This window comes from Tessaracoccus sp. MC1756, assembly GCF_014164735.1.
In the GTDB taxonomy this organism is placed as follows: Bacteria; Actinomycetota; Actinomycetes; order Propionibacteriales; family Propionibacteriaceae; genus Arachnia.
Genome location: NZ_JACJFZ010000001.1, coordinates 724783 through 749932, shown reverse-complemented (window position 1 = coordinate 749932; position 25150 = coordinate 724783). Strand labels below are relative to the sequence as shown.

20 protein-coding genes are annotated in these 25150 nt (G+C 69.3%); 8 read left to right on the top strand and 12 right to left on the bottom strand.

Annotated features, from left to right (window positions below; all coding sequences use genetic code 11):
* Positions 1-6 precede the first annotated feature (6 nt).
* On the top strand, positions 7-939 hold the full coding sequence (locus H5393_RS03450; protein ID WP_182765476.1) for a hypothetical protein: 933 nt from the start codon (positions 7-9) through the stop codon (positions 937-939).
* Here the strand turns inward: H5393_RS03450 and H5393_RS03445 are convergent.
* Together H5393_RS03445 and H5393_RS03440 are read right to left on the bottom strand one after the other, a co-directional pair.
* The gene (locus H5393_RS03445) at positions 936-1742 is read right to left on the bottom strand and encodes a cytochrome c biogenesis CcdA family protein (RefSeq protein WP_182765475.1); all 807 of its coding nucleotides are present in this window, start codon (positions 1740-1742) and stop codon (positions 936-938) included. The two genes, H5393_RS03450 and H5393_RS03445, sit on opposite strands and share 4 nt — an antisense overlap.
* Entirely contained in the window at positions 1739-2566 is an 828-nt protein-coding gene (locus H5393_RS03440) for a thioredoxin domain-containing protein (RefSeq protein ID WP_220488153.1), read from the bottom strand. The genes H5393_RS03445 and H5393_RS03440 overlap by 4 nt, the downstream gene beginning before the upstream one ends.
* 204 nt (positions 2567-2770) lie before the next feature.
* On the opposite strand from H5393_RS03440, the gene H5393_RS03435 reads away from it, so the two are divergent.
* Entirely contained in the window at positions 2771-4972 is a 2202-nt protein-coding gene (locus tag H5393_RS03435) for a UvrD-helicase domain-containing protein (RefSeq protein WP_182765473.1), read from the top strand.
* A 9-nt stretch (positions 4973-4981) separates the two neighbouring features.
* Here H5393_RS03435 and H5393_RS03430 read toward each other — a convergent pair whose 3' ends face one another.
* Positions 4982-5872 (bottom strand): methylenetetrahydrofolate reductase, encoded by an 891-nt coding sequence (locus tag H5393_RS03430; protein WP_182765472.1) that lies wholly within the window; start codon positions 5870-5872, stop codon positions 4982-4984.
* Between the two features lie 46 nt (positions 5873-5918).
* Here H5393_RS03430 and H5393_RS03425 point away from each other — a divergent pair, with 46 nt between their 5' ends.
* Positions 5919-7010 carry a polyprenyl synthetase family protein gene (locus tag H5393_RS03425; protein ID WP_182765471.1) on the top strand — a complete coding sequence of 364 codons (1092 nt, stop codon included), beginning with the start codon at positions 5919-5921 and terminating at the stop codon, positions 7008-7010.
* The gene (locus H5393_RS03420) at positions 7000-9375 is read left to right on the top strand and encodes an HAD-IC family P-type ATPase (protein WP_182765470.1); all 2376 of its coding nucleotides are present in this window, start codon (positions 7000-7002) and stop codon (positions 9373-9375) included. Before H5393_RS03425 ends, H5393_RS03420 begins: the two co-directional genes overlap by 11 nt.
* Here H5393_RS03420 and H5393_RS03415 read toward each other — a convergent pair.
* Positions 9351-10028 carry a thiamine phosphate synthase gene (locus H5393_RS03415; RefSeq protein WP_182765469.1) on the bottom strand — a complete coding sequence of 226 codons (678 nt, stop codon included), beginning with the start codon at positions 10026-10028 and terminating at the stop codon, positions 9351-9353. The two genes, H5393_RS03420 and H5393_RS03415, sit on opposite strands and share 25 nt — an antisense overlap.
* Before the next feature lie 146 nt (positions 10029-10174).
* Here H5393_RS03415 and pknB point away from each other — a divergent pair, with 146 nt between their 5' ends.
* From pknB to H5393_RS03400, 3 genes are all read left to right on the top strand, one after another.
* A complete protein-coding gene (gene pknB / locus H5393_RS03410) occupies positions 10175-12229 on the top strand; it encodes a Stk1 family PASTA domain-containing Ser/Thr kinase (protein WP_182765468.1) in 2055 nt (684 codons plus the stop codon).
* Positions 12230-12269: 40 nt separating this feature from the next.
* Positions 12270-13475 (top strand): hypothetical protein, encoded by a 1206-nt coding sequence (locus H5393_RS03405; protein WP_182765467.1) that lies wholly within the window; start codon positions 12270-12272, stop codon positions 13473-13475.
* A gap of 239 nt (positions 13476-13714) precedes the next feature.
* The gene (locus tag H5393_RS03400) at positions 13715-14545 is read left to right on the top strand and encodes a hypothetical protein (RefSeq protein ID WP_143570830.1); all 831 of its coding nucleotides are present in this window, start codon (positions 13715-13717) and stop codon (positions 14543-14545) included.
* A 1324-nt stretch (positions 14546-15869) separates the two neighbouring features.
* Here H5393_RS03400 and H5393_RS03395 read toward each other — a convergent pair.
* The 5 genes from H5393_RS03395 to H5393_RS03375 all read right to left on the bottom strand — a co-directional run bounded on the left by H5393_RS03395 (position 15870) and on the right by H5393_RS03375 (position 20952).
* Positions 15870-16886 carry a low specificity L-threonine aldolase gene (locus H5393_RS03395; protein WP_076058246.1) on the bottom strand — a complete coding sequence of 339 codons (1017 nt, stop codon included), beginning with the start codon at positions 16884-16886 and terminating at the stop codon, positions 15870-15872.
* The gene (locus H5393_RS03390) at positions 16883-18268 is read right to left on the bottom strand and encodes a class II 3-deoxy-7-phosphoheptulonate synthase (protein WP_076058244.1); all 1386 of its coding nucleotides are present in this window, start codon (positions 18266-18268) and stop codon (positions 16883-16885) included. Before H5393_RS03390 ends, H5393_RS03395 begins: the two co-directional genes overlap by 4 nt.
* A gap of 61 nt (positions 18269-18329) precedes the next feature.
* Complete coding sequence (locus tag H5393_RS03385; protein WP_076059384.1) at positions 18330-18971, bottom strand: response regulator transcription factor; 642 nt, start codon at positions 18969-18971, stop codon at positions 18330-18332.
* Between the two features lie 30 nt (positions 18972-19001).
* On the bottom strand, positions 19002-20201 hold the full coding sequence (locus H5393_RS03380) for a sensor histidine kinase (protein WP_182763655.1): 1200 nt from the start codon (positions 20199-20201) through the stop codon (positions 19002-19004).
* On the bottom strand, positions 20194-20952 hold the full coding sequence (locus tag H5393_RS03375) for a 1-acyl-sn-glycerol-3-phosphate acyltransferase (RefSeq protein ID WP_182763706.1): 759 nt from the start codon (positions 20950-20952) through the stop codon (positions 20194-20196). Before H5393_RS03375 ends, H5393_RS03380 begins: the two co-directional genes overlap by 8 nt.
* Positions 20953-20985: 33 nt before the next feature.
* Between H5393_RS03375 and H5393_RS03370 the strand changes: the two genes are divergently transcribed.
* On the top strand, positions 20986-21750 hold the full coding sequence (locus tag H5393_RS03370; protein WP_182765466.1) for a carboxylesterase: 765 nt from the start codon (positions 20986-20988) through the stop codon (positions 21748-21750).
* On the opposite strand, the gene H5393_RS03365 is transcribed toward H5393_RS03370, so the two are convergent.
* Genes H5393_RS03365 through H5393_RS03355 form a run of 3 tightly spaced genes read right to left on the bottom strand, consistent with a single transcriptional unit; the run spans position 21747 to position 25148 of the window.
* Positions 21747-22769: a zinc-dependent alcohol dehydrogenase gene (locus H5393_RS03365; RefSeq protein WP_182765465.1), complete on the bottom strand. Its 1023-nt coding sequence runs from the start codon at positions 22767-22769 to the stop codon at positions 21747-21749. The two genes, H5393_RS03370 and H5393_RS03365, sit on opposite strands and share 4 nt — an antisense overlap.
* Positions 22766-24835 (bottom strand): phosphate acetyltransferase, encoded by a 2070-nt coding sequence (gene pta, locus H5393_RS03360; RefSeq protein WP_370585912.1) that lies wholly within the window; start codon positions 24833-24835, stop codon positions 22766-22768. The genes H5393_RS03365 and pta overlap by 4 nt, the downstream gene beginning before the upstream one ends.
* A 4-nt stretch (positions 24836-24839) precedes the next feature.
* Entirely contained in the window at positions 24840-25148 is a 309-nt protein-coding gene (locus H5393_RS03355; RefSeq protein WP_182765463.1) for a hypothetical protein, read from the bottom strand.
* Positions 25149-25150 lie beyond the last annotated feature (2 nt).

Genomic DNA, 25150 nt, shown 5'->3' with positions numbered 1-25150 from the left:
GGTCCTATGCTCATCGTCAGAGGCGCCACGCTGGCCGGCCTGGCTGCCGCCGCGCGGCTCGCCAGGCTCGGGCATGAGGTGACCCTGGACGCGGCCGGGCACACCGTCGACCCGCTGCCGCAGACCATCGTGCTGCCCGCCACCTGGCGTGACCTGTTCAAGAAATCCGGCGCCCACCTGGTCACCGCGCTCAACGGCGCGGGGCTGGCCCTCACCGAGGCGCCACCGCGCCGCCACCACCTCAGCGACGGCACCACGCTCGACCTCCCCGCAGAGCGGGGCGCGCAGTATCACGCCTTGTCCGCCACTTTCGGCCCGGAGGAGGCGGCGCGCTGGCGTGACCTGCTCGACGACCTGCTGCCGGTATGGGAGGCCTTCCGCCGGCACGCCCTGGAGGGCACGGAGCCGGTGCGCACCAGGCAACAACGCGCCTCGCTCTGGCTCGACCGCAGCGTCACCGACCTGGCCGGCAGGCTCCGGACCCCACTGTCAGAGGTGGTGCTCTCCCTAGGCCCGGAGGAGCCGGGCACGGCCGCGCTCCCGCTGCTGCTGGAACGGATGTTCGGCCGCTGGCAGGTGACCGACGACGCCGGGTCCCCCCAGCTGGCCGAGCGCCTCGTCGACCTGCTGCGCCAGCGGGTGGCAGAGCGGGGGGTGCACACCGTCGAATCGCACGACGGGCCGGCCGACATCGACTGTCGGCCCCACGTGCTGAGGACCCACTGGTGGCAGCGCCGACCACCCCTGGGCACCCCGATCGACGACGGCCGGCATCTGCGCGCCTCCGCCGCCTCACCCGCGGGCGCCGCCCCCTGGGGGCAGCTGGCGAGCGCCGCCCTGGCCGTCTACGAGCTGCATGAGCGGCTCACCGGCGAGGACCCCCGCCCGACCAACAAGGCGTTCACGCTGCCCCGGCTGGGGCGCCCGACCCGGGGCTAGGACCGCGTCGGCCGGCGCAGCCAACCCCACAGCAGCAGACCCGCCACCACCACGACGGCCCCGACGACGGCGAGGTCGGGGATCCGGAGGCCCACCTCGCGCAGCCAGGACTCGAGGTGGAACTGCTGCGTTGCGTCGAGGATGCCACCGATGGCCGTGGTCGCATCCGTGGTGATGAACAGCACCCCGACGCCGACGAACAGCAGGCCGGAAACGAGACCCAGCACCGAGGTGGCGAACGTGCCGATCCTGACGGGACGGGGCCGGAGCCGCTCGCCCAGCCGCAGCCGGTCCCACAACAGCGCCAGGATCACCAGCGGCGCCACCATCCCCGCGCCGAACAGCGCGAGCAGCAGGCCGCCCCGCACGGCGTTACCCCCGACTGCGGCGACGGTGAGCACCGCGCCCAGCAGCGGTCCGGTGCAGGCGCCGGCCAGCCCGTACGTCATGCCGAGCAGGACCGCGCCGACCGGGCCCTTGGGGTCGCCGCGTTGCGCCAGCCCGGGGATCGGCAGCCGGATGCCGAGCGCCATGACGAGGCCGAAGATGATGAGCACGACGCCGCCGACGAGCGCGAGGGTGTCGCGGTGCCTGGTGAGCAGGCCGCCCAACGCCCCGGCAGCCAGCCCCAGCGGCACGAGCGTCAGCAGCAGGCCCACGTAGAACAGCGCGGTGCGCCCGATGAGCCGGGCCCGCTGATCCCCGAAGGCATAGGCGAAGAAGGCGGGCAGCACCAACGCCGCGCAGGGGCTGAGGATCGCCGCGATGCCGCCGAGGAATGCCCCCGCATAACCGATCGTCATCCGAGCGTGGCGGCCTCGGCCTCGATGACGCGCTCGAACTCGGCGATCGGCTGCGCGCCGGTGAAGAACTGGGTGCCGACGACGAAGGCCGGCGTGGCCGACACGCCCATGCCCTGCGCCTCCTGAGAATCCGTGAGCACGGCCTGGCGCAGTGCGGGCTGCGCCCAGTCCGTCTCGAACTGGGCCGCGTCGAGGCCCAGGTCTGCGACGATGCCCATCACCAGATCGTCGGGGATGTCGGGGTGTCCCTGGTTCGGGGTGGCGGCGAAGATGGCGTGCTGAAACTCAAAGTACTTCCCCTGCAGGCCGGCAGCGCGCGCCGCCGTGGCGGCCTTGACCGACTCGTCGCCGAACAGCGCCAGGTCGCGGAACTCGATGCGGAGCGTGCCGTCGTCGATGTACTTCTGCAGCAGGGGCAGCGTCTCCTCGGCGAAGACGGAGCAGAACGGGCAGCGGTAATCGGCCCACTCGGTCAACACGACGGGGGCGTCCAGTGCGCCCATTGCCATGGGGTCACCCTCCAGGCGGCGGGGGAACTCATCGCGCACCCACTGCTCGTACCCGGCCTGGTCGGCACCGGCGTCGGTGCCCTCCTCCGGCGGCGGGGCGGCGGCCGGATCCTCCTGGGCGGGAGCCTCCGTGGCCGGCAGTTCCGCCACCGGAGCCTCCGTGGTGGGAGTGCCGGCCGCCGGCGCCTCAGCGCCGGGGACCGCCGCGGGAGCCGCGCTCTGCTCGAGCGGCCGAGTCTGCGAGAACGCGATCAGCGCGACCACCAGCACCAGGAACAAGCTCAGCACGATCCACTTGTCCTTCGTCATGGTCATGCGTCCGGTCTGCGGGGGGCTGTTCATGGCTCACTCAAATCACTCTGGCATCACTGTGTTCGCCCCCACTCTGCCCCATCCCCCGGAAGGCATCCAATCCAGGGTCGGCTCCGCGGGCGGCCCGCCGCTGTCCGGACGGTTCAGGTGGCGTTCATACGGGGGTAGTAGGGTTGACTGTCTGTCTTTCACGGAGGAAGGTCTGATTTGACCACCACATCGCGCGCTGACCTGGAACGCGAAATCGCCCTGGAACAGGCTCACGTCGACAGGGTCTACGCCAATCTGACCACCGCGACGGCGAGCGCCAAGAACCTGGCCCAGCAGGGCAGGGAGATCTTCATCTCCGACCGCACCGATTTCCTCCGCGAGGAGGACGGCACGGCGTTGTTCGAGCGCGACGCGTTCGCCTACCAGGCCGCCAAGCGGCTGGCGATCCTCGACGCGGAACACGAAGGCCTCGTCTTCGGACGCATCGACCTCACCACCGACGAGGTCCGCTACATCGGCCGCATCGGCGTGCGCGACGAGGACTACGAACCGCTGGTGATCGACTGGCGCGCGCCCGCGGCGGAACCGTTCTACCGCGCCACGCCGGCCGAACCCATGAAGGTCATCCGCCGGCGCGTGCTGCGCTGCCGCGACGACAAGGTGGTCGGCCTCGAGGACGACCTGCTGGATTCGTCTGCCGCGACCGACCTGCCCATCCTCGGTGAAGGCGCCCTGATGGCGGCCCTCAGCCGGGCCCGGGGCCGCACCATGCGCGACATCGTGGCCACCATCCAGGCCGAACAGGACGAGGCGATCCGCGCGCCGTACCAGGGGGTCACGATCATCGCCGGCGGCCCCGGCACCGGCAAGACCGTGGTCGCACTGCACCGCGCCGCCTACCTCCTCTACACCAACAGGGCGCGGCTCGAGAAGGGCGGCGTGCTCGTCGTCGGCCCCTCCAGCGTCTTCATGAACTACATCGAGCGGGTGCTGCCCAGCCTCGGCGAGGACTCCGTGACGCTGAAGGCCATCGGCTCGGTGGCCTCCGACGTGTTGGGCTTCAGCACCGAACGCGTCGACGAGGCGGCAGCCGCCACCATCAAGGGGTCGCTCGCGATGCAGAAGGTCCTCAAGCAGCTCGTGCGCGCCCCGCTACCGGAACACGACGTGGACTCCGTCCGGGTCACGGTCAAGGGTGAAGTACTCGGGCTGGGCGCGAGGGAGCTGCAGCGGATCCGCGAACAGGTGCTCTCCAGCGTCAAGCTCAACAAGGGCCGCCGCATGGCGACCGACCTGGTCGCGGCCGCACTCATCCGCAAGTTCCCGGGCGATGTGGAGATCGAGCCACAGGAACTGGAGGCACAGGTGCGCGAACACCCCAGCCTCCACGCCTTCATGCCCCGGTGGTGGCCCCTGCTCAGCGCGACCCGGGTGTTGGCCCGACTGGCCGACCCCGCCGTCGTGGCAGAGGTCGCCGCCGGCGAGCTCGACGAGGACCAGCGTGCCCGCCTCGTCTCCTCCTACCGCTGGCTCGAGGCGGCTGACGAGGGCGACGAAATCGTGCGCGGCTGGTCCGTGGCCGACATCGCACTGCTGGACGAGCTGATCCACATCCTGGGCGTGCCGCCCGAGGATGTCGACAAGGAACTCGACGTCTTCCTCGAGGGCGGCGCTGTCGCCGAGGTGCTCACGACGGCGGACCTGCTGCGGCACGAGAGGCACGTGGATCCGGATGAGGACCCGCACAACACCTACGCCCACATCCTCGTCGACGAAGGCCAGGACGTGACGCCCATGCAGTGGCGGATGCTGCGCAGACGGGGGCCGCAGTCGTCGTGGACCATCGTCGGCGACCCCGCCCAGAGCTCCTACCCCAACCAGGAGGAGACCACCCGGGCCCTCAACGAGGTCGTGGGGCGGGCGGCCAGCCGCACCTTCACGCTCTCGACGAACTACCGCTCCCCCAGCGAGGTGTTCGAGTTCGCCGCCAAGGTCATCACGAAGGTCTTCCCGGACGCGGACCTGCCCAAGGCGGTGCGCTCCACCGGCGTGGAGCCCAGCGTCGAGGCGACCACCACGGAGGCCCTGCCACTGGCGCTGCGCGAGCACCTCCTGTCGGTCGCGGCGAAGGTCAACGGAACCATCGGCGTGATCGTCCCCCCGTCGCGGTTGCGTGCCGTGCAGCTGGGCGTGTTCCAGGATCCCCGCCTCGCGGCGTTCGAGGACCGCCTCATCGTGGTGACGGCGCTCCAGGCCAAGGGCCTCGAATACGACGGTGTGCTGGTGGTCTCGCCGGACGAGATCATCGCGGAGTCGCCGGGCGGCGCCCGCGTCCTCTATGTGGCGCTGACCAGGGCCACGCAGAAGATGATCACCCTCGACGTCGACACTTCCCAGTGGCGGGCTCTGCTGGACTAGGTGTCCAGTTCAGGAGAGGTGCTTCAGCTCTGCCAGGATCTCGCGCGTGGCCTTGCTGCGGTTCTGCGTGAAGAACTGCAGCCCGGGCGCGCCGGCGTCCAGCAGCGTGCGGCACAACTCGAGGCACGTGGCCATCCCGATCTCGCGCACCTCCTCCTTGGAGGCGGCCGAGCGGAGTGCTGCGACGAACTTCTCCGGCAGCGGGCGGCCCGACAGCCCGGCGAAACGCTCGATCTGGGAGATCACGGTCAGCGGCATGATGCCCGGGATGATCGGGATGCTGCAGCCCAGCGCCCGCACGCGGCGCACCAGGTCGATGTAGCTCTGCGCGTCGAAGAACAGCTGGGTGATGGCGAACTCCGCACCCGCCTCCACCTTGGCCAACAGGATGCGGTCGTCGAGTTCAGGGTCGTCGGTGGTCTCGTGGGGGTTGGCGAAGGCGGCGACGCCCACGCAGAAATCGCCCTGGTCCTTGATGAAGCGCACCAGCTCGGTGGCGTTGGCCAGGCCGTCTGCGTGCCGCACCCATTCGCCGCCGCCCGGCATGTCGCCCCGGATGGCCAGGATGTTGGTGACGCCCACGTCGCGGTAGGCGGCCAACGCCTCGGCGATGTCGGCCTTCGACTGGTCCACGCAGGTCAGGTGCCCCACGGTCAGCGGACCGTTCTCCGTGGCGATGCGGCGGGTGGCGTGGATGGTGCGGTCGCGACGCGAGCCCGTGGCCCCGTACGTGACCGACACGAAATCAGGCTCCAGTGGCGTCAGCGCCTCGACGGCGCGCCACAGGATGGGCTCTTCCTCCTCGGAGCGGGGAGGGTAGAACTCGAAGGAGAAAAGGGGACCCTGTGCGGCGGAGAGCAGCTCCCCCACCGTCGTGGGCCGTGAGATCGTCGACGCCATGTACCCACCATAGGGAACGCCGCAACGCCTCGACTAAGCTGCCCACGTGAGCACCCCGTTTGACCCGAGCTCCCCGCTGAGCGCGCCACTGCTGTCCGCCATCGGCGGAACCATCGACCGGTTCCTCGACGGGCAGGAGGAGTTGCTGGACACCATCGGTTCCTCGGACCTGCTCCCCGTCGCGCGTGCCGCAACCGCCGGTGGCAAGCGGCTGAGGCCCGCCTACTGTTACTGGAGCTACGTGGCCGCCGCGGGGCAGCCGACGCAGGGCCAGTCACTCCTCGACGTCGCGAGCTCACTGGACCTGCTCCACGTGTCGGCGCTGGTGCACGACGACCTCATCGACGCCGCCGACACCCGCCGGGGGCTGCCGTCGGCCCACAAGCAGTTCGAGTCGCTGCACGCGGCGCGCGGCGGCCGGGGGTCGGCCACCGACTTCGGGGTGTCGTCGGCCATCCTGCTGGGCGACCTCCTCCTCATGTGGAGCATCGAGCTCGCGGACGGTTCCGGCGCCCCGGGCCTCGATCGCGCCCGGCCGCTCCTCAGCGCCATGCGGGCAGAGGTGACCGCCGGGCAGTTCCTCGACGTGAGCGCGCAGTACCGCGTCACCGGGGCCACGACCGTGGCCGATGAGCTCGATGTCGCCCGCCGAGTGCTCGAATACAAGACGGCCAGCTACTCCATCCGGCGCCCCTCCCAGATCGGCGCTGCGCTCGGTGGTGCTGACGCCCAACTCCAGGGCGCCCTGGCGGAGTTCGGTTCCGTGATCGGTCGCGCCTTCCAACTGCGCGACGACGTGCTCGGCGTCTACGGCCGGCCGGAGATCACGGGCAAGCCCTACGGTGGCGACATCCATGAGGGCAAGCGCACGGTTCTGGTGCTCACGGCCCTGTCCCACGCCTCACCCGACGAGGCCCGCGAACTCGGTGGAATGCTGGGGGCCGAGGGCCTCACGGACACCGACGTCGATCGGGCCGCCGAGCTGATCGAAGCCTCAGGCGCCCTGGCCCACGTGGAGGCCGTGATCGAGGAGAACATGCGCCACGCCCTGGCCGTCCTCGACGACACCCAGATGACCGCGGACGGCCGCACCGCTCTGGCGGGGCTCGCCGAGCGGAGCGTCAGACGTGCCCACTGAGCTCTCCGGGCTCACCTCCACCGAGGTCGCTGAACGCGTCTCATCCGGCCGGGTCAACCACCTGCCCTCGCGGTCCGGGCGCAGCACCGCAGACATCGTGCGCGCCAACGTGCTCACCCGGGTCAACGCCATCCTCTTCGTGCTGTTCTGTCTGGTGCTGGTCACGGGCAACCTGCTCCAGGGAGCGTTCGGCCTGCTCATCATCGCCAACTCCGTCGTGGGCATCGTGCAGGAACTGCGCGCCAAGCGCACGCTGGACAACCTGGCCGTGGTGGGCGAGGCCCACCCCATCGTCGTGCGGGACGGCGAACGCACCCGGGTCGCCAGGGACGAGGTGGTCCTCGACGACCTCATCGCGGTGGGCCCCGGCGAACAGATCGTCGTCGACGGCTCCGTGGTGGCGGCCGACTACCTCGAGGTCGACGAATCGCTGCTCACCGGCGAGGCCGACCCGGTGGCCAAGCAGCCGGGCGACGAGGTGCTCTCGGGGGCCTACGTCATCTCCGGCACCGGGCTGTACCACGCGGAAAAGGTGGGGGCCGACGCCTACGCGGCGCAACTGACGGCTCAGGCCGCCAGGTTCACCCTCGTCTCCTCTGAGCTGCGCCAGGGCATCAACCGGATCCTCCGCTGGGTCACCTATCTGTTGGTCCCGGTCGCCGCGCTGTCCATCTTCGTCCAGTTCAACCAGCCGGACACCACCTGGCAGGAGTCGGTGCTGCGGATGGTGGCCGTCTTGGTGCCGATGGTGCCAGAGGGCCTCGTGCTGCTCACTTCGATGGCCTTCGCGCTGGGCGTGATCAGGCTGGGCCGGCGCCAGTGCCTGGTCAACGAACTCCCCGCGATCGAGGGCCTGGCCCGCGTCGACGTGGTGTGCGCCGACAAGACCGGCACGCTCACCCAGCACGCCATGACGCTGGGCGAACTCCTCGACCTCACCGACGACCCGGCCCACACCCGCCTGGTCCTGTCGCAACTGGTGGCTGCCGACGACGCCCCGAACGCCTCCATGCAGGCCATCGCCGCGGCGATCGAGGCCGCCGACGAGCCCTGGGCCGTCGAGACGCGGGCCCCGTTCACCTCCGCCAGGAAGTGGTCCGGCGTCAGCTTCGCCGGCGACCGTGGGCACTGGGTGCTGGGAGCGCCGGAGGTGCTCGCAGGCCATGACGAACTCGCCCGACGCGCCGAGCAGATCGGCGCCACCGGCCGGCGGGTCCTGCTGCTCGCCCGGACGAAACAGCGCGTCGACTCCCCTCAGGCGCCCGGCGAACTGAGCCCCGTCGCGCTCCTGGTCCTCGACCAGCTCATCCGGCCGGACGCTGCGGAGACGCTCACCTACTTCCAGGAGCAGGGCGTGGCACTCAAGGTCATCTCGGGCGACAACGCCGCGTCGGTGGCCGCCGTCACGCGCTCGCTGGGCGTCGCCATCGGCGACGTCATCGACGCCCGGACGCTGCCCGGGGCGGGCGAGCAGTTCGACGACGCCGTCGACGCCGTCGATGTGTTCGGCCGCGTCACGCCTGAGCAGAAGCGCCAGATGGTGGGTGCCCTGCAGGGCCGCGGCCACACCGTCGCCATGACCGGCGACGGCGTCAACGACGTGCTGGCGCTCAAGGATGCCGATCTCGGCGTGGCGATGGGCTCGGGTGCGCCGGCCACCCGTTCCGTCGCGCAGATCGTGCTGCTCGACGACAAGTTCGCCACCCTCCCCCACGTCGTCGCCGAGGGGCGCCGGGTGATCGGCAACGTGGAACGCGTCGCCAAGCTCTTCCTCACGAAGACTGTCTACGCCATCGCGCTCGCCCTGGTCCTCGGGCTGATGGGCCTCCCCAACCCGTTCCTGCCGCTGCAGATGACGGTGGTGGGGTGGTTCACGATCGGCATCCCGGCATTCCTGTTGAGCCTCGCGCCGAACCGCGAGCGGGCGAGGCCCGGGTTCGTCTGGCGGACCCTCTCCGTGGCGATCCCTTGTGGCCTCATCGTGGCCGGCGTGACCATCGCCACCTACGTCACCGCCCGCGGCTTCGGCGTGGTGCCGGATCCACACCAGGAGCAGGCCTCCACCGCGACGCTCATCGCGCTCATCCTGACGGCCACCTGGGTGCTGGCCGTGGTGGCGCGGCCCTACTACTGGTGGCGGGTGGGCCTGGTGGGGTTCGCGTACGCGTTCTACTTCCTGGTGTTCGCGCTGCCCTCCCCCCGCCGCGCGCTGGGGCTGGACATCACGAACACGGCGGAGATCACCTTCGGCGTCGTCGCCGGGCTGATCGGGATGGCGTTGGTGGAGGTCACCTGGTGGGTCACCAAGATCGTGCGCCGGGAGCGTGCCGACGTCTGGGGTCAGCCGAAGGCGGCGCTCCCGTAGTCTGCGGAGCCGGGGTCCGCCGTCCAGGCGGCCTTCAGCGCGCCTGCGATGGCCTGCGACTCCACGAACGGATCTGCCGCCGTGAACACGGCCGTCGAGACGACGGCGCGGCGCGCGCCGGCGGCGAGCACGGCGTCGACGTTGCCCGACGAGATGCCCCCGGCCGCGAACCACACCGGGCCGGCGGGCAGTGCCAGTGGCGGGTACTGGGCCGCCATCTCCGCGACGGCGTTGCCGGCGTTCTCCCCGTCCATGGCCGGGCCGACGAAGGCGAAGTTCCACGGGTCACCGTCGATCTTGTCGGCGTCGCCGGCACCGTCGATGGAGCGCCCGAGCAGGGCGAACTCATGGGGCCGCTTGACCCCGAACGGACGCCACCCGGGGCGCTTGAGGAAAACCACGTCAGCGCCGCTGGCCTCGGCGACGTCGAGATGGTCCGCCGCGATGAGCGTCTGCAGGCCGAACAGCCGGTTGCGGGCCACGCGGATCCCCTCCGCTGCTTCCTCGACCGAGCGCTCGCCCCTGGTCAGGACCAGCAGGTCGGCCCCGTGGGCGGCGAAGTCTGCGGCCTCCGGGCCGGAACGATCCGGTGGCACCACCAGGGCGAGACGGGCCAGGCGCAGTCTGGTGTGAAGAGACAAGGGTGCGGTCACAAGGGCAATGTACTTCGTCGGGGAGTCCACCGGAAGGAGTTCGGCGAGGTGCCCGCGCGCCGGTCGCGGACGCTTCGGCCGGGCAGCCTACAATCAGGAGAGCAAACGGGCCCACGGCCTCCTTCCCCGACCGTGCTTGGAGTGGCATGAACAGCACTTTCGACCCGTTGGTCGGCCAAGTGCTCGACGGTCGCTACGAAATCGTGGCGAAAGTCGCCCGCGGTGGCATGGCCACGGTGTATCGCGCGCGTGACCGACGTCTGTCGCGCGTCGTCGCGGTCAAGGTCATGCGCAGCGACCTCGGGGAGGACGACGAATTCGCCGCCAAGTTCGACCGCGAGGCCAGGTCCGCGGCCGTCCTCTCTCACCCGAGCGTGGTGTCGATCTTCGACCAGGGCTCCTCCCAGGGCAAGCCGTACATCGTCATGGAGTTCATCGAGGGCGAGACGATGCGCCGGATGATCAGCCGCGACTCCCCCATGCCGCCGGACAGGGCGCTCGAGCTGTTCGAGCAGGTCGCGGCCGCGCTGGCCGCCGCCCACGAGGCGGGCGTGGTGCACCGCGACATCAAACCCGAGAACGTGATGATCACCCGCCGTGGCCAGGTCAAGGTCGCGGATTTCGGGCTCGCCCGCCAGGTGGGCTCCCCCCAGATGACCGCCACGGGCATCCTGGTGGGCACCGCCAGCTACCTCCCGCCGGAACTCGTGACGCACTCGCGCCCGGACGGCCGCAGCGACGTGTACTCCGCGGGCGTGGTGCTCTTCGAGCTGCTCACCGGCAAGAAACCGCACACGGGCGAGAACAACTACCAGATCGCCTACCGCCACGTGAACGTCGACATCGAGCGACCCTCCGAGCGGCTCGCGGAGATCGGGCACAGCGCCGACTGGGAGATCCCGGACTACCTCGACACCCTCGTTCTCGCCGCCACCCGACGCGACCCTCGGGCCCGCATCTCTGACGGCCGGGAACTGCTCAGCGCGGTGCGCCGCGCGCGACGCGAACTCGCGCGCACCGGCGGCCATGACAACCCCACCCTCGCCGCCGCCCTGCTTCCCGAGAGTCCCGCGGAGGATGAGACCGAACACCTGCCCACACGTTCCTCCGAACGGCCGCGCCCCCTGTCCTCGGGCTCGCCCCCCACCGTCGTGCTCCGCCGCGACGAATGGCGCCCGGCGCAGAAGAAACCACGCCCGGACCCGGTCCCCGTCGCCGAACCCGTGTCGCCACGGCCCGTGGCCACCACCTCGCAGCCGCGCAGTCAGCGCACGCCCGTGTTCCCGCACCTGCACATCTCCGACGACCCGGTCCACCGGCGCCGTCGCGTCGTCGCGCTCGTCCTGGTGGTGCTCCTCCTGGCCGGCGCCGCGGGCGTCGGCTCGTGGTGGTGGCTCGACGGGCGCTTCACCACCGTGCCCGCGATGAGCACGCTCAACGAGACCAAAGCCCGGGAGGCCGCAGCAGCCAACGCCCTCAAGGTCAACCGCACCGAGCAGTACTCGGAGACCGTACCGGCGGGGGTCGTGATCACCACGGACCCCACCGCGGGCGAACGCCTCTTCCGGGGCTCCGACGTCACGTTGGTGTTGTCGAAGGGGCCGGAGCGCTACCCCATGCCCGCGGTGGTCGGGATCCCGCTCGAGACGGCGTCCCAGGCACTGACCGCCGGGCGGCTCGCCGTCGGGACCGTCACGGAGCAGTTCTCGGAGACGGTCGCCGAGGGCATCGTGCTGACCGCCTCGCAGGAGGAGGGTGCGCAGTTGAAGCCGGACACCCCCGTCGACCTGAGCGTCTCCAAGGGCCGCGAACCCATCCGCGTCCCGGACCATGTGGGCGGGAGCGCAGACAAGGCCGTGAAGGAACTGGAGAAGCTGGGCTTCACGGTGGCGATCGAGGAGGAGAACTCCGCGGAGGTCGGAGCCGGCCGAGTCATCAGGCAGGACCCGCGCGGCGGGAGCGGCCACCGCGGCGACACCGTCACCCTGGTCAAGTCCCTCGGTCCCGTGATGGTGACGGTCCCCGACGTCTGGATGAAGAGCACGGACGAGGCCACCAAGCTGCTTGAGGACCTCGACCTGGTGGTCAAGGTGGAGCGCAGTTCGAACTTCCCGATCCCGCTGGACATCGCCAACAGCACAGACCCGGCGGCGGGTACCGAGGTCGCCGTGGGGACGAAGGTCACGCTCTACGTCGCCTGATCGCGATCGCTGGCACACTGGTGGCCGGAGGTGGGGGATCGTGCCCGATTTCATGGTGGTCGTGCTCATTGTGCTGGCGGTGGCCGCCGTCGGCTTCGGCATCTGGGGGCTGCTGCGGCACCGCTATGTGCAGTCGCTGCGGGCCAAGGGCTGGGAGTTCATCACGTCTCCCCCGCTGTCCATCACCCACGGCCTGAACGTGCCGCCGTTCGGCCTGGGTTTCGACCGGCGCGTCGACGACCAACTGCTCGGCGTCGCGAAGGACTCAACGCCGTTCACGGCCTTCCGTTACTCGTGCGACGCCTGGCGCAGCGCCGGGTACGTGGCGACCATGCCCCTGCCGAAGTCGCTCCCGGCGGCTGAGGTCCTCCATGTCACCGACGACCGGCTGCCCAGGCTGGGCGAGCCCGTCGAACTAGGCGAACTGCGCGCGGCCGCGCCGTCGCGCCGCTATGCCGAGGAGTTGCTCACGGCGGTGGGCGCCCACCTCCGCGGGCCGTACCGGATCAGCATCGACCACGACAACCTGGTCCTGGTCGACGCGCCCCGCGAGGCGGACCCCCTCGAGGACGCCATCGAGCAGTTGGCAGCCGTGCGCGCCGCGCTGCTCACCACCGCGATCACCCAGTACAGCGGGCCCCCCGCCCCTGCGGGCCTGAGTTTCCACGGCCGCCCGGGCTGGTCCTACCTCCCCCGCGACGACGCCTACCTGGGCGCCGTGAGCAGCACCGGCGGCGGCTTCGACCACCAGGCCCACGACATCATCACCTCGTCCAACGACGGGCTGCCCTTCGTCCGCCTGAAGCACACCTGGAAGACCAGGCACACCCGCAGGGACTCCGAGGGCAGGACCCACACAGAGATCCGCAACCACGACGAGATCCTCTGTGAGTTCCGCACCACATTCCCGTTCGAGGACCTGTCCGTGAACTGGGGCCTGTTCGGGCGGTCGCAGAAGTTCGAGTGGGAGGACTTCAACCGGCGCTTCACCGTGCGCACCGGCAACGCCAGGTTCGGCTCTGACGTCATGCACCAGCGCCAGATGGAGTACCTGATGCTGGCCGATGCGCCGAAGTTCGAGATCTCGGCAGGGGTCATCCGGGTGGGCGACGGCGACGACTGGCTGCCGGCAGACCTGGACCGCACGTCGCGGTTCCTCCACGGGTTCTTCGCGCGGGTGCCCAACTTCGTCTGGCAGGAACTGGGCGCATGGCCGCGCCCGATCGCGGAGCTGGAACCCCGTTAGCCACAGGCTGCAAAACGGAGAGCCGCCATGCTGAGTCCAGCGGGAAGATCTGATCGACATATGACGGCTCGAACTGCATCTCCGCGCTGCGGATCGGCGTCGCTCACCTGACGTGCCCAGTTCACGCTCGGCCAGTATAGAGCCCCTCTCTGTTCACTACGGTTCGTAGTACTCTCGGCATCGCGCCACCCCCATTAGCGCTCGTCTAGCACCGCGCGCTTCAGTCGATGGAGACACCTATGATTTCGCACAAATGGAGCTTAAGCATTCTCCTCGCGATCGGGATAAGCCTCTTTTCGGGAGTGGCTGTGGCGGACGATCCTACGCACGGCGCATCGGTTGGCCCCGGTGTTTCCGATCCTCGGATCGACGAGATACTGTCTGTGAATCCCGGCGTTAGTTCGAAGGAACTCGCCGAGTCCATTGCAGATCACGCGATCAACCGAGGAATCAGCGAGGAAGATGTAGTCGCGATGCTGTATGAAGATTCGAGCGAGGCTAGAGCAGCGCACATTCCGAAAGCAACAGAACTGTCCACGAACAGCACAGGTGAAGGCACCGCTGTCAAGCTAGGTTGCGCAGCCGCTGGATACTTCACGTACTCTTACTCTAAGACCCTCACCGTGGCCCATGGGCACAACACTCTCTTCACAGGCCAGTGTGAGGCAGTGCACATGCCGGGCAGAGACATCCCGAGCATCCGGCGCATCACTAGTACCTACACCGGGCTTCGAACGCATGCAAGTTATCCTGCTCATCTTCGTCGAGTCGACGGTGCGTCCATCAACATGAACGACCGCGCAGGGCAGTTCGGCATCAATCGGTTGAGCGCTAACGTCCAGTACGAGTCCGATTTCTCATTCAACAAACATCCTCTTTGGCCTTTCGCTTCCCTCGACGACCAGGTGTGGAAGTCGACATACAACTGCTCGAGTCTGGTTTGGGCAGCTTGGATGTATGCATCGACCTACAACGTCGACCTGGATCGCAATGGCGGGCCTGGTGTATATCCGGAGGACCTCTGGAAGTCGCCGCTGACCGTCCTGAGTCGCTACCTTGAGCGAGCCTAAGTGCGACGGAGGTCATTCCTAGCGGGAGGCTTGGCGCTCTGCGCCGCGTCTGCCAGCGGTTGCAGCGCAGATCCGTGGATTGAAAGCCCTGCAGAGTCGGAGGGCGAGTTCGATCCCACTGCCAGCGGTTACGCGCTGGGGTTCTCCAACTACGGCGCTGGTGATGAACCTTCGACCCGTAAAGGAGTGGTGCTTCGTCTCAGTGACGACGGCCGCAGTCGTGATGTGACGGAGTTCACCCCGATCGATAATGCCCGCTTGATCGGCTGCAACGGTGCCGTCGCATGGCTCTCGAACGACCGGGCCCACTATTGGGATCAACAACACCGCACATGGGAACTCCCTGTACGCGGCGGAGCAATCGACACTCTTTCGCCGGCGGGAGACCATGTGCTCGCGGTCATCAACTACGGCACTCAAGACCTGAGTAGATACGACTCCGCGCTCCTGTTGTTCAATGGGACCGATCATCATTATTGGGACCATCATGGATTCCTCGGAGCGGGGAGCGGTTGGAACGGGGGACGCACGTTCGCCTTCTCCGCATCAGGATTGTCTCCCGAAGTCCACCTCACCGACCTGACATCCGACGCAGTCTCGAGCTTTGGACCCGCTGCAGAGGTGTCTTCGGTGTGGGGCGAGCGGATGGCTACTTTGGATCGGTTCAGTTACGCCTTCGTGGCGAGGTCACCTGATGCCCAGTCAACAATAGACATTTGGCGGATAGATCCGGAGGCACGCTCAGTCACCCCCCTCCCTCTCACTGGCCCCGGCGCCAGCGTAGCCCAGTGGCAGTCCGAGGGCGGACCGACCACGCTCACAGCGCTCGGCAGGTCCCTCTACTGGTTAGCTACTGGAAGTCTGTGGACAGCGGATCCCCAGACCGGGGTTTCTCGCGAAGTTGTGAGCTTGTCAAGGGAAAGCAGCTGGTTCCTGGGGCCATCGGGAGTGGTAGGAGTTCGACCTGCTGGTCTGGGCTGGTCGTTGGAACATCGCTCGGTCACTGATGGAGAAGTCGTTCACCAGCTGGAAGACATCATGATTCCTGATGTGCCAGGTCTGCACCCTTTTGGTGCTGTCTATACGGGAGGGACTCTCCCCACGGGCCGGGGGTAATTGTCCCTTTTAGCGGAGTGAAACCCCTTGTGGTGAGGAGCCGCCTTGCCCGGCGGGCGAGCACACCGGGCGCGACTCGAAGGCAAGGCACCCACCGCCATCGTCACGAGATCCTCGCCGAATCGAGCACCGCGTGACTGTTCGCCAACCCGCCGCGAACGAGAGCCCTTGGTTCATGGCCGCGCTCGACGGCAGAAATCGAGCCGCGTCAGCGCAGTGCCCAGGCGACACGTTGGCCCGCTTCGGCACACTGCTCCCCAGTGACATCGAGGTGCGTCACGGCGCGCAGCGCCCGCGGGCCCAGGACGCTGACCAACACACCCTTGTCCTTCAGCCGTGCGGCGACTCCCGGCGCATCCGGGGTGGAGATCAGCACGATGTTGGTCACCACCGACTCGACGGTGACGACGCCGGGCCGGGCCGCGTCGATGGTCTCGGCCAGGACGCGCGCCGCGGTGTGGTCCTCCACGACGCGGGCGAGGTTGTGGTCCAGCGCGTAGAGCCCGGCGGCGGCGAGCACGCCGGCCTGGCGCCAGCCGGCACCCAACCGCTTGCGCTGCACGCGGGCGCGGGCCATCTGCTCCGCGCTGCCGACGAGCACGCTGCCCACCGGTGCGCCGAGCCCCTTGGAGAGGCAGATGCTGACGGTGTCGAACAGCGAGCCGTACTCGGCGAACGAGCGACCGGTCACAGCAGCGGCGTTGGCGAGCCGGGCGCCGTCGAGATGCGTGGCGATGCCGAGCGCACGGGCGCCCTCGGAGACCATGCCGAGTTCGTCGAAGTCCTGCACGGTCCCGCCACCGAAGTTGTGGCTGTCCTCCACCTCGATGCAGGCCGTCTCCACCAGGTACGGGCCGCAGTCGACCGCCACCATCGCCAGGGCGTCGTCGGCCACGAGCCGCCCGCGATCCGAGCCCCAGGTGCGCATGGTCACTCCGCCGACGGCGCCGTGGGCGCCCATCTCCGCCCGGGCGATGTGCGCCTGCGCGTCGCAGAGCACTTCGGTGCCGGGCGGGGTGTGCAGCCAGATGCCGAGCTGGTTGGCCAGGGACCCGGTCGCGCAGAAGAGCGCGTCCTCCTTGCCGAATATCCCGGCCACTCGGCGCTCCAGCTCCGCGACGGTGGGGTCCTCGCCGTAGACGTCGTCCCCGACGGGGGCCTCCACCATGGCGGCCAGCATCCCGGCCGAGGGCCGGGTCACCGTGTCGCTGCGGAGATCGATCACAGGTCCTTGGCCTGGAACCACTGGACCGGGTTTTCGCGGTTAAGGCGGCCCGAGCGGAGGCGGCGGGCCACGAGGAAGGCCAGTTCGAGCGACTGGTTGCGGTTCAGGCGGGGGTCGCAGACCGTCTCATAGCGGTTGGCGAGATCGTTCTCGTCGAGGTTGTAGACGCCGCCCACGCATTCTGTGACGTCGTCGCCCGTCATCTCCACGTGCAGGCCGCCGGGCCAGGTGCCGAGTTGCTCGTGGACGTCGAAGAAGCCGTTGACCTCATCGGCGACATCCGCGAACGAGCGGGTCTTGTAGCCGTTCTTCGCCTCGAAGGTGTTGCCGTGCATGGGGTCACAGACCCAGGCGACCTTGCGGCCGCTGGCCTCGACAGCCTCGATGACGGCGGGCAGCACGTCGCGGACCTTCTTGGCGCCCATCCGGGTGATGAACGTCAGGCGCCCCGGGACGTGGTGGGGATCAAGCTTGTCTGCCAGCGCGAGCGCATCGGCGACGCTGGTGGAGGGGCCGAGCTTGACCCCGAGCGGGTTCTGCACGCGGCTGAACAGCTCCACGTGGGCGCCGTCGAGCTGGCGGGTGCGCTCCCCGATCCAGAGCATGTGGCCGGAGCAACCGTACAGCTCCTGCGAGCGGGAGTCGACGCGGGTGAGGGCGCGCTCGTACTCGAGCAGCAGCGCCTCGTGGCTGGCGTAGAAGTCGACGGTGCTGAGCGAGTCGTCCTTCACGCCGCAGGCGACCATGAAGGCCAGCGCGCGGTCGATCTCGGAGGCGAGCTCCTCGTACTCCGCCTCGACCTGCGAGTCGCGGACGAATTCGGCGTTCCAGCTGTGCACTCCACGCAGGTCGGCGAAGCCGCCCTTGACGAAGGCGCGCACGAGGTTCAGCGTGGCCGCGGAAGCGTTGTAGACGCGGAGGAGGCGCTGGGGATCGTGTTCCCGCGACTCCTGCGTGAAGTCGAAGCCGTTGATGGCGTCGCCGCGGTAGGAGGGCAACGACAGGTCGCCCCGGGTCTCCACACCGTTCGAGCGCGGCTTGGCGTACTGACCCGCGATGCGGCCGACCTTGACCACCGGGACCTGCGCGGCGTAGGTCATGACCACTGCCATCGAGAGCTGCACGAGCAGCTTGCTCTTGATGGCCTGGGCGGTGACCCCGGAGAACGTCTCCGCGCAGTCGCCGCCCTGCAGGAGGAACGCCCGGCCGTCGGCGACATCGGCCATCTTGAGACGCAGGTCGTCACACTCCCCAGCGAAAACCAGCGGGGGCAGCTTCTCCAGCGCGTCGATGGTCCGATCGAGGGCCGCGGGATCCGGGTACGACGGCTGCTGGACGTAGGGCAGCGCGCGTAGTTCTTCCCGGGAAATGATGCTCGACATGCGCGTTAGGTTACCCCACCCCGCACAGCGCCCTCACCGGTCGACGAGCCGGTGGACGGCCTCACTCGTTGGGATCGTGCAGGCCCTTGTCGATCGCGTAGAGCGTCAGTTCCACCCGGTTGTGGAGTTGCAGCTTGCGCAGCACGTTCTGCACATGGTTCTGCACGGTGCGGTGGGACACGAACAGTTCGTCGGCGATCTCCTTGTAGGCCATGCCCTTCGCGACGCGGCGGAGCACTTCGATCTCCCGGCTGGTCAGCACCGGGCCCTCTTCGTTGTGGGAGCGGGCCACGTTCACCATCCGGCGGAACTCGCCCAGCACCAGCCCGGCCAGACCCGGCGTGAACACGGCATCGCCGACAGCCGTGCGGCGCACGCCGTCGATGAGTTCCTCCTTGGACGCCGACTTCACCAGGTAGCCCTTCGCACCGGCCTTCATGGCGCGGAGCACGTCGTCGCGTTCACCGGAGGCCGACATCACGAGGACGTGCATGTCCGGGAACTCCTGCAGCAGGATCTCGATGCAGGTGGCGCCGTCCGGCTCGGGGATCTGCAGGTCCATCACCATGACCTCCGGACGGGCCGCGCGCGCCCTGTCCAGGCACTCCCGGCCGTTCTTGGCCACGGCCACGATCTCGAAACCCACCTCGGTGAGGTCCTCGCTCAGCGCGTCGATCCACATGGGGTGGTCGTCGACCAGCATGACCCGCTTCCGCTCCAACTTCGCAACCACTCAACTCTCCATCGCGTCGACGTCGATCGGGAACCTGAGTTCCCATTCTGCCCCAGCACCGGGCGAGGATTTCAGGATCGCCGAACCGCCCAGGGCCGCCATGCGGCCCACGATCGAGTCGCGGATGCCCATCCGGCCATTGGCTGCGGCGGCCTCCACCTGCTGGGCGCTCATGCCGACGCCATTGTCGCGGACCCAGAGGATCACCTCGTCGCACATCTCCTGGTCCAGCAGGATCCAGACCCGGGCGTCCGGGCCGGCGTGTTCCTCCACGTTGTTGAGGATCTCCGCCAGCGCGGCCTCGATCTCGTCCGCCAGGGGCCGCGGGATCTCCACGAGGCTGGCCATGGTGGCGACGGTGACCTTGGATGATTCGTACTTGTCGAGGACGGCCGCCAGGTCGACGGTGGTGGTGGGCTCGACGTCGAGCACGTCGCGGTCCTGCAGGTGCGAGCGCAGCTGCATCTCGGACTCACGCGCCAGCGCCGCGAGCCGGATGCCGCGGGGCCCGAGCGACGGGCCTTCCCGCTCGACGAGGGCCAGCACCTGGAGGGCGCCGTCGTGCACGAGCCTGGAGAGCCGCTCCCGTTCGCCGAGGGCCGCCGAGCGGACGCGCTCCTGCTCCTGCTCCACGATCGTGGCCCGGAACTGGGAGATCAACACGCCCAGGCAGGCCGTGAACAGGATCATGACGAAGCTGCTCCCGAGCCGTTCGAGGCTGAAGTGCGAGGGCACCATCAACGTCGAACCGGCGATGACGACGGAAAACACCACGCCGTAACGGACGCTGTTGAACAGGGCGGCATAGGCAGCCGCGCCGCCCGCCCAGTAGCCCGCCAGCGTCAGCGGCGCCCCTCCGGGCGGTAGGACCAGGGAGGTGAAGAGCACGATCGTCACGGTGACGCCCAGATCTGCCAGATGCGCGGCGCGGGTGCGCTTCGACGGCTTGCGCATCCGCAGCGAGATGAAGATGTGCCAGAACACGAGCGCCATCGTGGCCACGATCACGCCCAGCCGGTTGTCGGCGCGGGGCAACACGAGCAGGAAGTTCACCAGCACCACGTGGAGGCCCAACAGACCCCGGGCCACCTCCACGACGGTGTAGACCCTGCTCAGCACGTCGTGCCGGTCGCGGTACCAGAGGGTGAACGGGCGCAGGCCCCGTGCTGCCTGCGCCTCGTTCCACTGTGTGTCAGGCATCAGAGGCGGCCTGCTCCACCGGGGGCCCCTCCCCACCGGGGCGGGGCCGCACGAACTCGTCGGAACCGATGTCCCTGAGATCGCCGTGCTTCACCCGCGTGGCGTACACGTCTGCGTATTCCTGGCCGGTGAGTTGCTGGATCGCGGCCAGGGTCTCGTCCGTCACCCAGCGCAGCAGCGCCGTGTTGGGCTTCGCGGTGGCGTGGGCGGAGAAGTCGAGGGGCTTGCCGATGATCACGACGGGGCGGCGCACCCACGGCAGGCCGAAGGGACCCTTGAAGGACTTGGTGCCGGTGACGCCCACCGGGATCACGGGCACATTGTTGCTGAGCGCCATGCGGGCCATGCCCGTCTTTCCCTTGTACAGGCGGCCGTCGGGCGAGCGCGTGCCCTCGGGGTAGATGCCCACCACGTTGCCCTCGGCGAGCACGGAGGTGATGCTGCCGAGCGCCTGCGCGCTGGCGCGGCCTCCGCTGCGGTCCATGGGCACCATGCCCACGTTCTTCAGGAACCAGGCCACGATCTTGCTGCCCAGCCCGCCCTCGCCGGAGAACAGTTCCGCCTTGGCGGGGAAGATGATCCGGCGCGGCATGCTGGCGGGCAGCACCAGGGAATCGAAGGCGGCGATGTGGTTGCTGGCCAGGATCGCGCCGCCCTGCCTGGGGAAGTTCTCCTTCCCGATCACCTTCGTGCCATAGCCGTACTTCACCATGGGCGTGAAGATGACGTACTTGAAGAACTGGTACCACATGGGCGGCAGTCTAATCTCTGTCATCGTAGGAAGATGACTACCTCCTACAGCGTCCGGAATGAGGCGCGCACGTTCCGGGGTGGACAGGGCGACATCGGTGTCGTCATGTGCCACGGATTCACCGGGACCGTCGGAAGCCTGCGACCCTGGGCCGAAGGGCTGGCTGAGCCCGACGGCGACTGGCCCGGGGTCCGGGTCCTGGCCCCGCGGCTCCCTGGCCACGGGACACATTGGCGCGACCTGGCACGCACCAGGTGGTGGGACTGGTACAACGACGTCGAGGACGCGTACGTCGACCTGGCCTCCACCTGCAGCACGGTGTTCGTCGCCGGCCTCTCGATGGGCGGCGCGCTGGCGCTGCAGCTGGCCGCAGCCCACCCTGTGGGTGGCACCCTGCTGGTGAACCCCTCCCTCGGCACCAGGGACCGCCGCGTCGCCCCAGCGGTGAAGATCCACCGGCTGCTGCCGCCTCAGCGCGGCATCGCCTCCGACATCGCGCTGGCCGGGGTGGAGGAGCCGGCCTACTCGCGCTTCTCCGTGACCAGCCTCGCCACGATGGCCGAGCTGTGGGCAGACACCCGGGCGAAGCTGCACCGGATCCCCGGCCCGGTGCTCCTGATGGCCTCGACGGTGGACCACGTCGTGGACGGCCTCAGCCGCGAGGTGATCCGCCGGGACATGGCGGAGGTCGTGGATGTCGAACTGACGCGCAGCTACCACGTCGCCACCCTCGACCACGACGCCGGCCGGATCGTCGCCGAATCCCGCCGCTTCATCACGGGGCGCGCAGCCGCCTAGAACTCCAGGACGGTACGGCCGGGCAGGGCCGTGCCTTCGAGCTTGGCCAGCACGTCGTTGACGTCGTCGAGGCGCGCCGGGTGCACCGTCGCCTCGATCTTCGCCTGCGCCGCGAGCGCGAGCGCCCGGTCCAGGTCGTACCGGGTGCCCACGATGGAGCCGCGCAGCGTGATGGCGCGCATCACCATGTCGTAGATGTTGATCGGGAAATCGCCCGGAGGCAGTCCGTTGAGCACCACGGTGCCGCCCGGCCGCATCATCGCCACGGACTGGCCGAATGCCGCCGGCGAGACGGCCGTGACCAGCGCCGCGTGCGCGCCTCCGATGATCCGGCGGACGTAGCTCACCGGGTCCGCCTCCCGCACGTTGATGGTGAGGTTCGCGCCCAGGCGGGCCGCCAGCGTCAGCTTCGCGTCGTCGATGTCGGTGGCCACCACCTGCAGGCCCATGGCACGGGCGTATTGCACGGCCAGGTGGCCCAGCCCGCCCACGCCCGAGACCACGACCCAGTCCCCGGGGTCCGATTCGGTCATCATGAGGCCCTTGTACACGGTGAGCCCCGCGCACATGAGCGGCGCCGCCTGCTCATACGGCAGGCCGGCCGGCAACTTCACCGCGAAATCAGCCTTGGCCACCACGAAATCCGCGAACCCACCGTCCACGTCGTAGCCGGTGCGTCGCTGCTTGGCGCACAGCGTCTCCCACCCCGACATGCACTGCTCGCACCGGCCGCACGCCTCGTGCAGCCACGGCACTCCGACGCGGTCGCCCACCTGGTGCAGTTCGACGCCGGGGCCGACCGCCGCCACCTCGCCCACGGCCTCGTGGCCGGGGATGCGGGGCAACGCGGGCTTGTCGGGCCAGTCGCCGTGGATGGCGTGCAGGTCGGTGTGGCACACGCCACAGGCCCTGACGCGGACGAGGACCTCTCCCCACCGCGGTTCGGGGACGGGCACCTCGCGCAGTTCGAGGGGGGTGCGGAACCTCGTGACGACGGCGGCCCGCATGGTGTCGGTCATGGCTGCTTCCCTGCCTGGATGGCGGTGATGGCGACGGTGTTGACGATGTCGGAGACCAGCGCGCCCCGCGAGAGGTCGTTGACCGGCTTGTTGAGGCCCTGAAGGACGGGCCCGATCGCCAGCGCACCGGCGCTGCGCTGGACTGCCTTGTAGGTGTTGTTGCCCGTCTGCAGGTCCGGGAAGACCAGCACGGTCGCCCGTCCGGCGACCCGGGACTCCGGTGCCTTGGTGCGGGCCACGGCCGGTTCGACGGCCGCGTCGTACTGCAGTGGCCCGTCGACGGGGAGCCCGGGCGCGCGCTCGCGCACGAGCCGGGTCGCCTCGACGGTCTGTTCCACGTCCGGCCCCGTTCCGGAGGCGCCGGTCGAATAGGACAGCATCGCGACGCGGGGCTCGATCCCGAACTGCCGGGCGGTCTCGGCGGAGCTGAGCGCGATCTCGGCCACCTGGTCCGGCGTGGGGTTCGGGTTGACCGCGCAGTCGCCGAACACGAGCACCCGGTCCGCCAGGCACATGAGGAACACCGACGACACCACGGTGATCCCCGGCCTGGTCCTGATGATCTGCAGCGCTGGGCGGATGGTGTGCGCCGTGGTGTGCACCGCCCCTGAGACCATCCCGTCGGCGAGGGACTCGTGAACCATCATGGTGCCGAAGTAGCTGACGTCCTTCATGGTCTCGCGTGCCTGCTCCAGGGTGACGCCCTTCTGGGCGCGAAGCCGGGCATAGCTCTGCGCAAACTCCTCGCGCAACGGGCTCGTGGCGGGGTCGATGAGCTGGGCGGCACCGATGGCGAGGTCGAGTTCCTGCGCCTTCGCCCTGACGACCCCGGGGTCGCCGAGCAGGGTGAGCCGGCAGATCCCCTGATCGAGGAGGCGGTGCGCGGCACGGAGGATGCGCTCCTCCTCTCCCTCGGGCAGCACGATGTGGCGGTCGGCGGCGCGGGCCGCCTCCAACAGCCGGTGCTCGAACATCAGCGGCGTCACCACGTCCTCGCGTCCCACCACCCGAACGCCGCGCAGAAGTTGTCCAGCGTCGGCGTCGCGGGCGAAGACGTCGCGGGCCTCCCGCAGTTGGCGGGCGTTGAGCTGGGCGGGTACCCGCTCGTAGTCACCCAACGCGAGATAGACCTGCTCGATGGTGCTGCTGGTGCGCAACAAGGGCGCGCCCGGCGTCAGCCGCTGCCAGAAGGCGCCGACTGCGGGGTCGAGCGGCCACGGTCCGGCGGCGATGGCCGCCGCAGCGGCGGGGAACCGCCCGGTCGCGGCCGCCAACGGCAGTCCGACGCCGATCTCCGTCCGGTCGGCGGAGAAGATCACCAGCGACTCGGGACGCACCTGGGGCAGGAGGTTGGACAGGCTCATGTCGGCGATCAGCAGCGCGCGCCGGGTGGTCACCGCGGCGAGGTCCCCCTCCCCCGCGACCGGCTCTGCACCGATCGCCACAAGCGCACCCTCGAGGCCGCTCACGGCCCCAGTCACCTCGGGCACGACGAACGCGGGCACCGGCAGTTCGCCGAGGTCCGCGGCACTCAGTTGCTGGCCCTCGCCCCTCGGCGCGAGCACACCGACCACCTGCGCGAAATTGCGGGTCGCCTCGTCCAGGGCGACGTCGATGCGTTCGCGGGTGAGTTCCGCTCCCCCGCCGGACGGCACGACGAGCACCATGGGCACGTCGATGTTGGCCGAGACGCGGGTGTTCCAGGCGAATTCGATGGGGGCCAGCGAACAGTCGTATTCGCTGCCCAGCACCAGCACGGCGTCGTGCCGTTGTGCGCAATCGGCGTAGCGCGCGATGATCTGCGCCATCGCCGCCGTCGAGTTGTGCAGCACCTCGTCGGCAGTGGCGCCCCACCGGGGCTCCGGCCCGTCGTCAGCCGCGAGTTCCAGCAGCGCGCCGAGCACCCGATCGGTGGGTTCCGCCACGATCGGCCGGAACACGCCGACGGATGCATGCCGCGAGCCCAGGTCGTCGAGCAGGCCCACAGCGAACTGCAGGAGGTGGGGGCAGTGCTCGGTCGGACAAAGGTAGATCGATGCGCCGCGCACGTCGGTGCCGGGGCTCACGGCGTTACTTCTTGAGGGCCTTGTTGATGGCGCTGTCCAACCCGTCGGGCTCATAGCCGAGGGCGGCCACGACGGCCTTGCGCACCTCCGCACCCACCCCGGTGGAGCCCGAGGACTGTGGCGGGGGCTGCGCCGCCGGCGAATGGGCGGACGGCGCCGCCGCCGCAGGGGCGGGCACGAGCCGCAGCCCGTGGTCGAGGGCGTACTCCTTGGCGAGCGCGGTCACGATGTCGCCGGGCGCGAGCCGGACCTCCGTGGTGCCGGAGGCGAGCAGTTGGTCGATGGATTCCTTGGTGAGTACGCGGCGAGCCATGG

What these genes read in the sequence shown, in the direction of transcription:
- H5393_RS03450 (WP_182765476.1), top strand. Translation starts at nt 7, where the DNA reads ATGCTCATCGTCAGAGGCGCCACGCTGGCCGGCCTGGCTGCCGCCGCG.
- H5393_RS03445 (WP_182765475.1), bottom strand. Translation starts at nt 1,742, where the DNA reads ATGACGATCGGTTATGCGGGGGCATTCCTCGGCGGCATCGCGGCGATC.
- H5393_RS03440 (WP_220488153.1), bottom strand. Translation starts at nt 2,566, where the DNA reads ATGACCATGACGAAGGACAAGTGGATCGTGCTGAGCTTGTTCCTGGTG.
- H5393_RS03430 (WP_182765472.1), bottom strand. Translation starts at nt 5,872, where the DNA reads ATGGCGTCGACGATCTCACGGCCCACGACGGTGGGGGAGCTGCTCTCC.
- pknB (WP_182765468.1), top strand. Translation starts at nt 10,175, where the DNA reads ATGAACAGCACTTTCGACCCGTTGGTCGGCCAAGTGCTCGACGGTCGC.
- H5393_RS03400 (WP_143570830.1), top strand. Translation starts at nt 13,715, where the DNA reads ATGATTTCGCACAAATGGAGCTTAAGCATTCTCCTCGCGATCGGGATA.
- H5393_RS03390 (WP_076058244.1), bottom strand. Translation starts at nt 18,268, where the DNA reads ATGTCGAGCATCATTTCCCGGGAAGAACTACGCGCGCTGCCCTACGTC.
- H5393_RS03385 (WP_076059384.1), bottom strand. Translation starts at nt 18,971, where the DNA reads ATGCTGGTCGACGACCACCCCATGTGGATCGACGCGCTGAGCGAGGAC.
- H5393_RS03380 (WP_182763655.1), bottom strand. Translation starts at nt 20,201, where the DNA reads ATGCCTGACACACAGTGGAACGAGGCGCAGGCAGCACGGGGCCTGCGC.
- H5393_RS03375 (WP_182763706.1), bottom strand. Translation starts at nt 20,952, where the DNA reads ATGTGGTACCAGTTCTTCAAGTACGTCATCTTCACGCCCATGGTGAAG.
- H5393_RS03370 (WP_182765466.1), top strand. Translation starts at nt 20,986, where the DNA reads ATGACTACCTCCTACAGCGTCCGGAATGAGGCGCGCACGTTCCGGGGT.
- H5393_RS03365 (WP_182765465.1), bottom strand. Translation starts at nt 22,769, where the DNA reads ATGACCGACACCATGCGGGCCGCCGTCGTCACGAGGTTCCGCACCCCC.
- H5393_RS03355 (WP_182765463.1), bottom strand. Translation starts at nt 25,148, where the DNA reads ATGGCTCGCCGCGTACTCACCAAGGAATCCATCGACCAACTGCTCGCC.